The 13,809-nt window shown below is 63.7% G+C and carries 12 protein-coding genes; 6 read left to right on the forward strand and 6 right to left on the reverse strand.

Annotated features, from left to right (window positions below):
* Positions 1-151 precede the first annotated feature (151 nt).
* Complete coding sequence (locus BSG09_RS11360; RefSeq protein ID WP_092933186.1) at positions 152-487, forward strand: hypothetical protein; 336 nt, start codon at positions 152-154, stop codon at positions 485-487.
* Between the two features lie 33 nt (positions 488-520).
* On the opposite strand, the gene BSG09_RS11365 is transcribed toward BSG09_RS11360, so the two are convergent.
* From BSG09_RS11365 to BSG09_RS11385, 5 genes are all read right to left on the reverse strand, one after another.
* The gene (locus BSG09_RS11365; RefSeq protein WP_092933188.1) at positions 521-2,251 is read right to left on the reverse strand and encodes an aldehyde ferredoxin oxidoreductase family protein; all 1,731 of its coding nucleotides are present in this window, start codon (positions 2,249-2,251) and stop codon (positions 521-523) included.
* Between the two features lie 155 nt (positions 2,252-2,406).
* Positions 2,407-4,290 (reverse strand): cation:proton antiporter domain-containing protein, encoded by a 1,884-nt coding sequence (locus BSG09_RS11370; RefSeq protein WP_092933190.1) that lies wholly within the window; start codon positions 4,288-4,290, stop codon positions 2,407-2,409.
* 170 nt (positions 4,291-4,460) lie between these two features.
* Complete coding sequence (locus BSG09_RS11375; RefSeq protein ID WP_092933192.1) at positions 4,461-6,509, reverse strand: AMP-dependent synthetase/ligase; 2,049 nt, start codon at positions 6,507-6,509, stop codon at positions 4,461-4,463.
* A gap of 142 nt (positions 6,510-6,651) precedes the next feature.
* On the reverse strand, positions 6,652-7,572 hold the full coding sequence (locus tag BSG09_RS11380; RefSeq protein WP_092933194.1) for an MBL fold metallo-hydrolase: 921 nt from the start codon (positions 7,570-7,572) through the stop codon (positions 6,652-6,654).
* A gap of 83 nt (positions 7,573-7,655) precedes the next feature.
* Positions 7,656-8,570: a cation diffusion facilitator family transporter gene (locus BSG09_RS11385; RefSeq protein WP_092933196.1), complete on the reverse strand. Its 915-nt coding sequence runs from the start codon at positions 8,568-8,570 to the stop codon at positions 7,656-7,658.
* Positions 8,571-8,807: 237 nt separating this feature from the next.
* On the opposite strand from BSG09_RS11385, the gene BSG09_RS11390 reads away from it, so the two are divergent.
* The 4 genes from BSG09_RS11390 (at position 8,808) to BSG09_RS11405 (ending at position 10,925) form a co-directional block, all read left to right on the forward strand.
* Positions 8,808-9,215: a CrcB family protein gene (locus BSG09_RS11390; RefSeq protein WP_092933198.1), complete on the forward strand. Its 408-nt coding sequence runs from the start codon at positions 8,808-8,810 to the stop codon at positions 9,213-9,215.
* Positions 9,212-9,634, forward strand: a complete 423-nt coding sequence (crcB, locus tag BSG09_RS11395) for a fluoride efflux transporter CrcB (protein WP_092933200.1) — start codon at positions 9,212-9,214, stop codon at positions 9,632-9,634. Before BSG09_RS11390 ends, crcB begins: the two co-directional genes overlap by 4 nt.
* Positions 9,635-9,768: 134 nt before the next feature.
* A complete protein-coding gene (locus BSG09_RS11400) occupies positions 9,769-10,344 on the forward strand; it encodes a magnesium transporter (protein ID WP_092933202.1) in 576 nt (191 codons plus the stop codon).
* Positions 10,344-10,925, forward strand: a complete 582-nt coding sequence (locus BSG09_RS11405) for a magnesium transporter (RefSeq protein ID WP_092933204.1) — start codon at positions 10,344-10,346, stop codon at positions 10,923-10,925. The genes BSG09_RS11400 and BSG09_RS11405 overlap by 1 nt, the downstream gene beginning before the upstream one ends.
* A 163-nt stretch (positions 10,926-11,088) precedes the next feature.
* Here BSG09_RS11405 and BSG09_RS11410 read toward each other — a convergent pair whose 3' ends face one another.
* Complete coding sequence (locus BSG09_RS11410; RefSeq protein ID WP_092933206.1) at positions 11,089-12,297, reverse strand: potassium channel family protein; 1,209 nt, start codon at positions 12,295-12,297, stop codon at positions 11,089-11,091.
* A 118-nt stretch (positions 12,298-12,415) separates the two neighbouring features.
* On the opposite strand from BSG09_RS11410, the gene serS reads away from it, so the two are divergent.
* Entirely contained in the window at positions 12,416-13,795 is a 1,380-nt protein-coding gene (serS, locus tag BSG09_RS11415) for a serine--tRNA ligase (protein ID WP_092933208.1), read from the forward strand.
* The last annotated feature ends 14 nt before the right edge of the window (positions 13,796-13,809 follow it).

The raw sequence follows: 13,809 nt of genomic DNA on the forward strand, positions 1-13,809 counted from the left end.
GAATTTTGGTCCAGATTTTGCGAGTGAGGAACGGAGTGACGAGCGAGACAAAAGGTGGTTGCGACAGGGTGCGGCGATCGAGTTCGAGGTCAACTGAGATGCGCGATCGGGCAACCGGCGATTTAGGTAGCTCGAGCGCATCAGCACGCGTATGCAACGGCTGTTGCTGGCGATACTCGTGGGGATCCCGCTCGTCTGGCATCTGGGCCTGACCGCCGTCGCCTACTACGACGCCGGGCGGGTTGGCCTCGAGCCACCGAAGAAGTGGGCGGCACTGACCTTTTTCATCCCGGTGATCGGCTTTTTCATCTACATCTTCGAGCGCAGTGAGTTGTCCTACGATCCCGAGAGCGATCCCTACCGGGACAACAATTTCAACATCCACCCCTCGCGGGCCGACGACACCTCGCTGCCGTCTCGCGGTGACAACCGGCTCACGGCAGACGACCTCGAGGACGACAGCGACGACTCCCAAATCGACAGGTGAACCGGGTACCCCAAACGCGCGAACGCGGCGGGATCAGTCGTCGGCCACCACGCCGTGACTCCCCTCGAGTACCGCGTCGGGGACCGTCCCGTCGTCGTTCCAGCCGCGTTCGTCGTAGTACTCCTCGAGGCCCTGCTCGAAGTCCGGAATCTCGTAAGGCACCGTGTCGTCCTCGCGGTCGAAGCCGCGCTGGTTGTTGAAGTGGCGCTCGAGCGAGACGATCTCGCCGCCGATCGCGAGCAACTCGTCGTAGTCGACATCGAGTAACGTCTCGAGGCGGGCCTCGGTGATGAAATTCCGCGAGAACTTACAGAGAACGGCGCTGTCTTTGATCACGTTCAGGTTCTCGAGTTCGACGATTTTCGGCGGTTTGCCCTCGAGTCCGGCTTTGTCGAAGGCGTCGTCGGCGTCGACCAGCGGGTACTCGTAGGGGTAGAACTCGGCGTACATGTGGTCAGCACCGCGATTCGAGGTCGCGAAGGCCAGCCCCTGCCCGTTCAGGGTGCGGCCGTCGTGGGCGGGGAACTCCATGCCCTTGGCGGTCCAGTTCTCGACGCCTAACTCGTCGTGAACCCGATCGATACCCTCCGCGAGCAGGTCGCCGACGCCCTCGCGGTAGGCGATTTTCTCGACGAGGTCGTGGATCAACGCGGCGTTGCCGAACTCGTCAACGCTGTCGAGGTAGGCTGCGACGGTGTCGCCCGCGGAAATCGTGTCGAGCCCGAGTTCGTCACACAGCTTGTTCGATTGCATCACGTCGACGATGTCGTCGACGCCCGAGTTCGGGCCGAAGGCCATCAGCGTCTCGTACTCGGGGCCCTCGGTCTCGAGACCCGACTCCTCGTCTCTGGTCGGCAGTTTGCAGGCAAAGGCACACGACGAGCAGGTGCCTTTCTTGTACTTTTTTTCCTCGACGCGGTCGCCGCTGACGCCCTCGATTCCCTCGAAGGAACGCTCCGAAAAGTATCGGGTCGGCAGGGCTTCGACCATGTTCGCGTACTCCGTGACCGAGGTAGTTCCCTGGGCTTTCATCGGGTTCTCGGACTGGGCGGCCTCGCCGTGGATCTCCATCTGCAGCGGCGGAAGCTCGACCTCGCGGGTCGAGTCGCCGTCGAACGTGATCGCCTTGACGCCTTTCGCGCCCAGCACCGCGCCGAGCCCACCGCGCCCGAACGCGCGCTCTTCGGAGGTCATGATCGAGGCGAACCGCACCTTGTTCTCGCCGGCTGGCCCGATGACGACGGTGTGCTCCGAGCCGAGGCCGTGTTCGTCTTCGATGTACGCACAGGTTTCGGGGACGGTCGCCTCGGCGAGCTCGGGGACCGGTTCGAACTCGACACGCGGGCGAGACGCCGTCTCACTGCCCGACGAGTGTGACTCGTCGACCTCGTCTCTGACGTGGACGATCACGAGCTCATCGCTCGCGCCGGTAATCTCGACGGCGCTGTAGCCCGTCCCGGTGAAGTTCCGCGAGAGGAAGCCACCGGCGTTCGACGAGAGCAGCCCGTCGGTCAGCGGCGAGACGCCGGTCGCCGACATCCGGCCGGTAAAGCTCATCGTCGAGTGCTGGAGTGGCCCCGTTGCGAAGTAGAGCCGATTGTCCGGCCCCAGTGGATCGGCATCGAACGGGATCCGGTCGTGGGCGAGTCGCGTCCCGAGTGCCCGGCCGCCGATCGATGACTCGAGGATGTCGTCGATCGGGACGGACTCAGCCGTGCGTTCGCCCACGTCGATCGAACACAATGGGCCCCGTGAGTGGTTCATACTACCACACTGGTGGATACGGGTGCAAAACGGTGTCGGTTATGCAGGTCGTCAGACTGACTCCGTCGGTGAATACCGACACACCCCCCGTCTGCGAGTGCATCGGGGGCCAGTGACAGCAGCCTGATCACCCCTTCGTTCGCCCTCGAGTGCGATTAGACGGGTTTGCCACACTGCTCGATGGCCTCACGGACCGCGTCGGTCCGGCCGATGAGCGTGATGTGATCGCCTTTCTGCAGTTCGACGTCGGCTGACGGAACCTCGTTGGTCCCGTTCCGGCTCACAAGTGCGATGAGGACGCCGCTGGGGAGTTGGTCCCCGACATCGACGACCCGTTTTCCGACGAGGTTCTCGTCGGTGACTTCGATCTCCTGAACGTCGCCCGACCGACCGAGTTCGGACATCCAGTTCGAGAGCGCGGGACGTTCGATCACGTTGTCGATCGCCCACGCAGTCGACTCGGCAGCCGAGATCGTCTCGACGTCGAGTTCTTCGAAGGCGTCGACGTTCGAGGGGTTGTTCGCCCGGGCGATAACCGTCTCGACGTCGAATTTCGACCGGGCGAGCTGTGCCACGAGGAGGTTGACGTCGTCGTTGCCGGTCGCTGCAATGACGGTGCGTGCGTTCTCCGCACCTGCCCCCTGCAACACGTCGATGTCGGTCCCGTCGCCCTCGCGAGCAGTAAAGCCGTCGTTGCGAAGTTCTTTGAGGGTCGACCGATCGTCTTCGATCAGGACCACGTTTTCACCGCGCGCTTCGAGTCGTTCTGCCAGCGAGCGACCGACACGGCCGCCGCCGATGATGAGTACACGCATTGGTATCACGTCGAGTTGTTCTGCGATCTGTCTGGCAAACCCACCCTCCAAGACGACCGTCACGAGGATGACAAGAAAGACCGTCCCGACGAGCAGATCCGCACCGGCCGGGTTCGTCGGGGCTTCGGGGGTCTGCAGTCGGATCGCAAACAGCGTCGCGACCGAGGCGGGAATGATCCCGCGTGGTCCGACGAAGCTCATAAAGAGCGTCTCACGGAACGTAAACCGATCTCCTCGAGTCGAGAGGAAAACCAGTAGCGGCCGCAGGACGAACATCACGGCGACGACGACAGCCACACCGCCGAGTCCGAGCGCGAACAGCTGCTCGAACTCGAGCAACGCAGCGAGCGTAATAAAGACGAACGAAAGGACGAGGAGGGTGATGTCGCCTTTGAACGCCTCGATGTCCTCCTCGTAGGGGAGGTTGGCGTTGCCGAGCATGAGCCCGGCCGTCGCCGCGGCCGCAACGCCCGCCTCGGAGAAGACGTAGTCAGCCGCACCGAAGGCGACGATCGCCCCCGCGAGCGTGAGCAACCGCGCGTTCTGTGGCGCGTTATCGGGAGAGAGATCGACGTACTGCAGCAGTGCCCAGACGATCGTCGCGATCACGACGCCGACGAGCAGGCCCGTTCCCAATCGCTCGGCGAACAACTGGAGATAGATATCGGGAGTGAGCTCCCGGACGGTCATCGCCTTGAACAGCACAACCGCCAGGATCGCCGCCGTCACGTCGTTGACGATCCCCTCTGTCTCGAGGGTCGCTGCGACCCGATCGCGGACGGGAACGACTTTCAGGATCGGCGTGACGACCGTCGGCCCGGTCGCGACCAGCAGTGCGCCGATCAGCAGTGCGATATCCCACTGGGCCTCGAGGAAAAAGCGAACCGAGGCGGCGGTCCCCACAAGCGCGATCGCCGCGCCGATCGTCGTCAGTCGTAACACGGCTGCTGGTGCTTTCCTGATCTTGCTGATCTTGAGGTGGAACGCACCCTCGAAAACGATGATCGCGACGCTCAGTCCGACGATCGTCGAGAGCCCGCTGCCCCCGCCGAACGACTCGACCGACAGGACGCCGAGCCCCTCTGGACCGATGGCGACGCCAGCGACGATAAGAAAGAGGACACTCGGCACTCGAAACTTCGCTGAGAGGAGCTGTGAAACGACGCCGAGTCCGACGATAACGGCGACGAGAACGAGCAGGTTACCGCCACCAGCCGCACTCATGGCTCTTGTTGCCGGGCCGCGGCCAGTCGGGAGACCGATACGTCAGCGCTATCCATTCGTTTCAACGAAGACACTCGAATAGGATAACTCCTGTGAGACACGGTGGAACACAGATACGGCGAGCCAGTCGCCGAGTGCCGGACGGCAGCCGATCGCGCGACGGCAGCCGGTCACGCACTCGCGTACAGTCGGTCGATTCGGTCCTCGAACCGGTCCATGATGACCCGGCGTTTCTTTTTCATCGTCGGCGTGAGCATATCGTTTTCCTCGGTGAACTCCCGGGGGACGAGTTCGAATTGCTTGATCGTCTCGTGTGCCTGAAAATCCTCGTTGATCCGATCGACCTCCCGTTGGACGTATGCGCGAACGCGCTCGTCGTCACACATCGCCTGAGAATCTGTCGGCAGTTCGATCCCCTCCCGCTCGGCCCACGACCGAATGTGTGCCTCGTTCGGCACCAGTAACGCCCCGACGAACTTCTCGCCGTCGCCGACGACCATCGCCTGGTCGACGACCTCACTGGCGGCGAAGGCGTCCTCGAGCGGCCCAGGAGCGACGTTTTTCCCCGTCGAGAGGACGATGAGCTGTTTGAGTCGATCGCGAAACTCGAGGTAGCCGTCTGGGCGGATGTGGATTACGTCACCGGTTCGGAACCACCGACCGGTGGACGCGTCGGCTGGCTTTCCGGCAGCGTCGTCGTCCCGAGAGGGCTGTCCGCTCGAGCGGTTCGTTGACTCGAGTGCTGTGCCCCGCTCGGGAGCGTCATCGGTAAACGCACGCCGTGTCGCGGCAGGGTCGTTCCAGTAGCCCTGCGTGACGTTTGGCCCGCACACGAGGAGTTCGCCGACTGTGCCGGGATCGTCCGCAAACGCCGCCTGATCGACGACGGTCTCGTCGACGCGCACTTCGACGTTCGACAGCGGCGATCCGATCGTCCCGATTTGTACGGCTTCCGGTGGGTTCGTCGAGACGACCGGCGCGGTCTCGGTCAATCCGTAGCCCTCGTAGATGGGCAGTCCCATCGCGTGATAGAGCCGACAGAGCTCCGCCGAGAGGCTGCCGCCGCCGCTGATCAGCAACTCGAGGTTGCCACCGAGTGCGTCCCGAACCGACGAGAAGACCAGTTTGTCGGCGATCGTCTGTTTGGCACTCAGAAGCGGTCCCGGTGAGTCGGCCTGTTGGTGTGCAACGCCGATGTCGGTCGCCCACTCGAACAGGCGCGCTTTGGCGCTCGAGTCGCTCGCCTCATCGCGAATGGCGTCGTAGATCGTCTCGTAGACGCGGGGAACGCTCGTCGCCATCGACGGTTCGACGGCGCTGAAATCCTCCTGGAGCGTGTCCGGACGCTCCGCGTAGGCGACACAGGCACCGCTTGCAAACGGCACGAAGTGGCCGGCAGTTCGCTCGAAGACGTGTGCCAGCGGGAGGTACGACACGGCTACCGACTCCTCGTCGAGCGTCGGCACGTCGTCGGCTTTGTCCGGTCGTGGCCCGAAGCGTTTCCGAACTCCGTTGACGTTCGCCCGGAAGTTCCCGTGGGTGAGCTGGACGCCTTTGGGCTGGCCCGTCGTCCCGCTGGTGTAGATCAGACTCGCCAGGTCATCGAGGCTTGTCTCCGCGAGCCGTGTCTCGTAGGCCTCGCGGTCGAAGGTCTCCTCGCCGCGGTCGTAGACCTCTCCGAGCGTCAGGATGTCGTCGCGGTCGTCGTAGCCCTCGAGGGCGTCGATCGAGACGAGAAACTCGAGGTCGAGATCGTCCTCGACGGCGAGAACTCGCTCGAGCAGAGTTTCGTTCTCGACGACGACGCCGTCGGCGTCGGGGTCATCGAGCAGGTAGCGAACCTGATCGGACGAGGACCCCGTGTAGACGGTCGTGACGACTGCGCCAGCCGACAGCAGGGCGAAATCCGACTGTGCCCACTCCATGCGCGTTGCCGAGAAGATGGCGATCCGATCGTCGCGCTCGACGCCAAGCGTGCGAAAGCCGGCCGAGAGCCGGCGGACGATCGTACGCATCTCGGCATACGAGATCGGGCGGAACTCGCCGGGTGTCGCAGCGGGCAATGCAGAGCCAGTCAGCGATCGTTCGTAGACACCGCCTTTGTACTGCTGTGCCGGCCGATTCGCGTTGCGCGCGGCGGCGTCTTCGAACAGCTGCCCGAGCGGGGTGTCTCCGATGACCGCGTCCACGTACTCTCGTTCGGCGTCCCGCCAGCCCATACCGCGTGGGAATATCACCCATGGTGATAAAACGTGATGAAACTGGTGACAGGTGTTGACACGTTTATTCACTAACCGGCAGGAATCGATTCGACAGCGTCACTCGAGACGGTGCAACCCACCCCGCCCACTGCGGCGACGATTACTCCCGGTGCTCGAGATAGCCCAGAACACCACGGGTGTTCAGTTTGGCCTCCTCGCTGGCTTTCTCTTCGCCCCAGACATCGGCCATGTCGGTCGTCGCGGCGAAATGCTCGATGACCGCCTCGTCGTCCGCGAGTTCGTCTCGTTTCTGTGCGACCGCGTCGACCCACTCCTCGAGGACGGTCGCGTACTCCTCGAGAGCCGCCTCGACGTCGTCGCCGACGAATCGGGGGCCAAAGTGGGGATAGCAGAGCACGTCGGGATCGAGCGCCTCGAGCGTCTCGAGGTCCGCGAGACACTGCTCGAAGTCGAAGTTCGAGGGTGGCGATGTCACCCGGATTTCCTCGAGTTCGGGCACCCAGATCCCGGCGGCGTCGGCGACGAAGACCGCGTCGTTGTCGGGGTCCTCGAAGACCACCTGATGTGGCGCGTGGCCCGGTGCCGCGTGAACGCGCAGTTCGTGGGTGCCGAGGTCGATGACGTCACCGTCTTCGATTTCGACGATCCGCTCGTCCGGAATGGGTTCTGGTTCGACGTAGTATTGCCACTGCTCGCCGACGGCTGCTTTCGTCCCCGCGACCAGTCGCGAGGGGTCGGCCATATGATCGGTCCCGATGGGGTGGACGTAGACGTCGGCGTTCGGATAGTCGGCGGCGAGAAAGCCCGCGCCACCGGCATGGTCGAGGTGGATGTGGGTGAGTGCGATGACCTCGAGGTCGTCCTGACCGATGCCGACCTCGGCAAGTGCCTCACGGACCAGCTCGTAGTTGGTGCCGATGCCGGTGTCGACGACGGCGGGACGGTCGTCGTCGATGATGTAGACGGCACCGTACTCGTTCGTGTCGTACATCCCCGTATCGAGATAGTAGAGCTCCGAACAGTCTCCAGTCGTGACCTCGCGGACGTCTCCGACTTCCATACCGGGTAGCCTGTCGTCACATAGTATAAAAGCTCGCGTCGCGGCCAATCGGCGATCGACGCGGGGCTCGAGCCAACCGTGTCTCAGTCGTCGTCGATCGACTCCTTCCACTCGCCGATCCCGGAGGGATCGAGGTGAACGTGTGCATCACCGACATCGTCGATCCTGCGCAGCCGGGTGACAAGCTCCGATTCGACATCGTGAGCCTCCCGGAACGGTATGTCGCCGTCGACCTCGGCGTGGACTTCGACCTCGAGGACGGTCCCGTCGTAGAAGACGGTCAGGTCGTGGATGCCCTGGACGGCCGGGTGACACCGCAGCGCACGGGTGATCTCCGCGCGCTTTTCGGGACAGGGGGCAGCACCGATGAGGTACTCGACGTTTTCTTTGCCGATCTCGACGCCCTGATAGACAACCAGCAGACTGACCAGCCCGCCGGCGAGAGGGTCGAGCAGCGGGACACCGACCAACACGCCCAGCACGCCGATGATCGCGGCGATCGACGTATAGATGTCGTTCAGACAGTCCACCGCGAGCGCGGTGAGCGCGGTCGACTCAAGCCGCTCGTTGACCCGGACGGTGTAGCGGTAGACGAGATACATATCCACAATCGAGAGCACGAGCGCCGCGAGCAACAACGGACTGAACTCGACGCTGGTTCCGGAGATGATCCCCTCGAGCGATCGGTAGAGCAGGTTCAGCCCGAGCAGCGCGATGACGGCACCGACGAACAGCGCGGTCAGCGGTTCGATTCGATCGTGACCGTGTGGATGCGTCTCGTCGGGTTCGTCGAACGCGCTTCGTCCCCAAACGAGCACGACGACGCTGGCGACGAGATCGGCCACCGAGTGAGCCGCGTCCGCCAGCAAGGCAACGCTGCCAAAGGCATAGCCCGCCGCCCCCTCGGCGACGATCTTGGCGACGTTCCCGAGGACGTTCACCCACGACGCTCGCGCGAACCCGTTTCGCCCGCCGTCGGTGGTACCGTCTTCGGCCATAGCTCGATTTAGAGGCAGTCTAACCTTGGCCTTTTTCGTTCCGGTTTTCGAACTGGTCGGGAGCCGCCGGCTGGCTTTCGGAATCCTCATTGAGGGGCAACAAAGAGAGACGAGACAACTGGGCGATGGGGCCCGCCTGATCCAACTGCCGGGCGATACGCGCCGGTTCGTGTCTGGCGTCGCTGCCAGCACGCGCCGAGCGGCGGTCGGCTGACGGTCCCTGCCACACACCTCGCTATGGCAGCCGATCATCCCCTCGTTCGACTCGAGACGCTCGCACTGATCGCCGTCGGCGGCTTCGCCGGCTCGAACCTCCGGCTGTTCGCGATGGATCTGTTCGCGGACGTGCCGTCGATCGTCCTCGTCAACGCCGTCGGAAGTGCGGTGCTTGGCTTTCTGGTCTACGAAGCCGAGTATACGGGTCACATCGGCTCGCGGACGCGGACCGTCTTCGCGACTGGCTTTCTTTCCTCACTGACGACCTACAGCACGTTCGCACTCCAGACCGCGTTCGCGGCGGGCCCGCTCGCGATCGGCGGAATCGTCACCGCCAACTACGGGCTCGGATTCGCCGGGGTCCTCGCGGGACGCGCGCTCGCCCGGCGACTCGACACGCCGCGACCGACCGGCGGTGAGACGCCGTGAGCGGAAGTCCGACGATCGTTGCGGACGCACTCGCCGGCAGTCTCGTCACCGTCGATCTCGATCCGGCTCATATCGTCGGCACCGGTGGGGCGATCGGTGCGCTGCTTCGCTACTGGGTCGGCCAGCAGGTCTCGAGTCGCGTCCCGAGCAGCCAGTTCCCGCTGTCGACGTTCGCCGTCAACGTCATCGGCAGTTTCGCCCTCGGACTCGTGGTGCTCGCGGGCGCAGGCGAGTCGACACTGCAACTGGTCGGCACCGGAATCTGTGGCTCGTTTACGACCTTTTCGTCGTTTTCGGTCGAAACCGTCCGACTGTACGAACGCGGTGACCGTGCCCGCGCGATCGCCAACGCCGTCGCCAATCTAGCGTGTTCGCTCGCGGCGATCGGGCTTGCGTGGGCGTTCGTCGCTGTGATGTGAGGACGCGTCGCCGCTCGCTCGCGTCAAAACACATTCGCGTTCGTTCAGGACTGCTAGCAATCCACACGGACTCGAGCGGTTCGCTCACGTTCGACCCGCGGTAGGTTTATGTTCGGACTACGTCATTCGCCGCTATGGAGGGTCGCCAATCCGCGTGGCGCATCTACCGCGAGTCGCTGCCGATCCTCGTGGTCAGTCTTGCTGGCGGCATCTTCGCGGGATCGGTGCTCGGTTCCGAGGGGATGACGGAGGGGTTCGAGCGCTTTCCCGGCATGCTGTTGTTGCTACCCGCGTTCCTCGCGACCCGCGGGAACGTCTACGGCGCACTCGGTGCGCGGATTTCGAGTGGCCTCCATCAGGGGATGATCGACCCCGAATTCTCGTGGGATCGACGGCTGGTCAACGCCGTCGCCGCCTCCTTTATTAACGGAATCGGCGTTTCGGTATTCATTGCCGTCCTTTCATGGGGGATCTTGCAAGTATTGGGGCGAGAATCGGCACGACTCATCGAACTCATTTCGATCATGGTCGTTTCGGGCGTGTTCACGTCGACAACACTGATTTTCGGCTTGCTGACGCTAGTGTTTGCAAGCTACGAGTACGGCCTCGATCCGGACAACCTGATCGGCCCGATCGTCACCACGCTCGGTGATTTCTTCGGCGTGGTCTTTCTCTTTATCGCACTCACGGTCGCCGAGGTGATCTTCTGATGGCGGCCGCCGACGCTGATGACGCGCTCGATACCTGGACGATCAGCCACATCGTCGGGACGATGTTTCCCATTCTGATCGGCCTCTCGATGCTCGAGATGGGATCGGGTTACGTCCTCGAAAAGCTGCAGGCGACCTACCTCGGGAACCCGACCCTGCTGGTGCTCGTCCCCGTGATGATCGGGATGGGCGGGAATCTCGGCGCGATCCTCTCCTCGCGGCTCTCGACGCGGCTTCACCTTGGCGTCCTCGAGTTCGACGTTCGCGACGAGGTGCTGTGGACGAACGTGCTGGCGATTCTGGGGCTGGCGGCGACTGTCTTTTCGGCACTTGGCGTCGCCGCCTGGGTAGTCGGCCAGCTCATCGCCGAGCCGATGGCGCTCAGCGAGTTGCTGCTCATCTCGATCAGCAGTGGCATGTCCCTGGCGGTGATCGCGATCGGGCTGAGCCTCGCTGCGACCTACGTCTCCTACACGCGGGGCCTCGATCCGGACGACACCACGATCCCAGTGGTTACGAACCTCTGTGACATCCTCGGCGTAGTCGTCCTCTCGGGGGTCGCGATCGTCGTCCTGAACTGAATCGTAAATAGCCGAGCGATCACAGCCACGCTCGAGTGTCGAGACCGCAGCGAAGACGGCTGCTGTGCTAAGGAGTGAGAATACGCGAGAACGGACGACCTCCCGTCATAGCTCTACCTTGTGACCAGAGGCACTTAAATGACGAGCGGAACCCGAATCAACGTTACGCGGTCGCGAGTTCGCGGAAGTCGGCTGCGGCCGTTCGGGTCCCCTTCGAGATCAGCACGTCGCCGCCGCGTAACTCGGCGTCGGCGTCGGCGACCAGCAGCCACCCCTCGCCAGGTCGGCGGATGGCGATCACTGACATCATCGAGTCGGCATCGGGCACGCCGGCGGTTACTGCGGTGTCGTCGAGGTCGCTGTCCGGATCGACCACAACGCGGGTGATGATCTCGTCGCTCTCCTGAACGGCCAACTGCACGACTGGGTGGACGTCGATATCGCGCAGGACGCCCTCGCTGATCTCGATCGCGCTATCGCTGATCCGCTCCGTCGAGTTGCCAAGCTGAATCAGCCCCCGCAAGACGACCGGATCGCTCGCGTCGGCGGCCGCCCGAAGCGTCCAGGCCTCGAACCGCGACTGCATCGCGTCGACCTCGACCTCGAGATTGCGGACCTCCTCGGCGAGTTCCTCGCTGTCGAACAGCACGCTGCTGTACGCCAGGTCGACTGCCAGCTCGGAGAAATCTTTCATGTGGATGATCGTATCGACGGCCCGCTCGAGATCGTCGATATCAGGTGCCTCGACGGTCGGTGCCTCGTAGCTCTCGCCGGTCAACGTCTCGTAAACGTCGCCGATCGACGAGTCAGGGCCGCGCAACAACGCCACGTCGTCGGCCTCGACGCGCGTGTTCGGCCCAGGATTGAGCAGCCAGTCCGTGCCACGCCGAAGCGCGATCGCGCGGACGCCCGTCTCGGACTCGAGGTCGATGTCCTTGAGCGTCCGGCCCGTATACGGCGAGTTCGGGTCAACGACGCCCCGAACCAGCGTGCCCGCTGCCTCCGGCAGCGCCGCCCGCATCGCCTCGGGTAGTCCCATGTCCTCGAGGACGATTTTGGCAATATCGCCAGCAGCGTCGCTGATCCCATCGGCCGCGCCAACGATCCCCAACACGGGAGCGAGCTGTTCGGCATCGGCCGGCTTCCGTGCAGCCATCAGGAGACTCATCCGCGCGCGTAGCTCGAGGACGTCCATGCGCTCTTCGAGCCGGAGGACCTCGGTGGCGAGTTCCTCGCTCCGGTGGAGGACCGCCGAGTACGAGAGATCGATCAACAGCTCGGCAGTGTCTTTCATCTCCACGAGTACGTCTTTGACGCTGACGGGCTCGTACTCGACCGACGCTGACGTCGTCTCGCCCTCGAGCGGGTCCATGTCTCGAGAGTCGGCCCGCCGACGAAAAAAACGTTTCCCGCTCCCGTCGCAGGCGCTCGGAAGACGCAGCCTTCCGACACGGTTTTGCCCGGGCACAAAGAACGCACTGGCAAGACCAATGCTCGACCGGACCTATCTACGCGAGAACACGGACGAGGTGCGCGACGCCCTCGAGAACCGCGGGGCCGATGTCGATCTCGACGAGTTCCTCGAACTCGACGAACGCTGGCGCGAGCTGAAAGCACGCGGTGACGACCTGCGCCACGAGCGCAACCAGATCACCAAGAAAATCGGCAAGCTCGTCGCCGACGGCAAAGAGGAAGAGCGCGAGGAAGCCATCAAGCGCTCGCGGGAACTCAAAGCCGAGATCGAAGAGGTCGAGGAAGAAGGCGTCGAACTCGAGGACGAACTCCGAGAACGCATCCTCGAGATTCCACAGGTCCCCGACGAGAGCGTCCCGCTGGGACTTGACGAGCGCCACAACGTCGAGGACCGGCGCTGGGGCTTCGACGACCTGCGTGAGCTGCCCGACGAGATCACCCCCCACTACGACCTCGGCGAAGACCTGGACATCATCGACGAGGAACGCGCCGCCAAGACGACCGGCTCGGGCTTTTATTTCCTCAAAGGCGAGGGCGCGCAACTGGAACACGCCCTGATCCAGTTTATGATGGACATCCACCGCGAGCAGGGCTACGTCGACGTCTTCCCGCCAGTTCCGGTCAAGAGCACCTCGATGCGTGGCACCGGCCAACTGCCGAAGTTCGCCGACGACGCCTACCGACTGGGCGGCAGCAACGAGGAAGAATACGACGACGAGGATCTCTGGCTCTGTCCCACCGCGGAGGTGCCAGTCACCAACATGTACGCCAACGAGATCCTCCTGGACGACGATCTCCCGCTGAAACACCAGGCGTACACGCCCAACTTCCGGCGCGAAGCCGGCGAACACGGTACCGAAACCCGCGGCATCGTCCGCGTCCACCAGTTCAACAAGGTCGAACTCGTCAACTTCGTCGAACCCGAGGACAGCTACGACCGCCTCGAGGAACTGCTCGGCGAGGCCGAAGAAGTCCTCAAGCGCCTCGGGCTTCCCTACCGCATTCTCGAGCTCTGTACCGGCGACCTGACCTTTGCCTCCGCGAAAACCTACGACATCGAGGTCTGGGCCCCCGGCGACGACATGGACGACGGTCCCGAACAGGGCGGGCGCTGGCTCGAGGTCTCCTCGGCGTCGAACTTCGAGGACTTCCAGGCACGGCGCGCCGGCCTGCGCTACCGGCCCGAGCGCCACGAATCGGCCGACTACCTCCACACCCTGAACGCCTCCGGACTCGCGATCCCCCGAGTGATGGTCGCGATCCTCGAGTACTACCAGAACGAGGACGGCACGGTAACCATCCCCGAGCCCCTGCAGCCGTACATGGGCGGGAAGGAAGTCATTGAGGGCCACGAGAAGGTCGGCGAGTCGGCACTCGGTGCAGGCGAACGGGAGTAGACGGGGTTCAAAAC

It is taken from the genome of Natrinema hispanicum (assembly GCF_900111485.1).
Classification (GTDB): Archaea; Halobacteriota; Halobacteria; order Halobacteriales; family Natrialbaceae; genus Natrinema; species Natrinema hispanicum_A.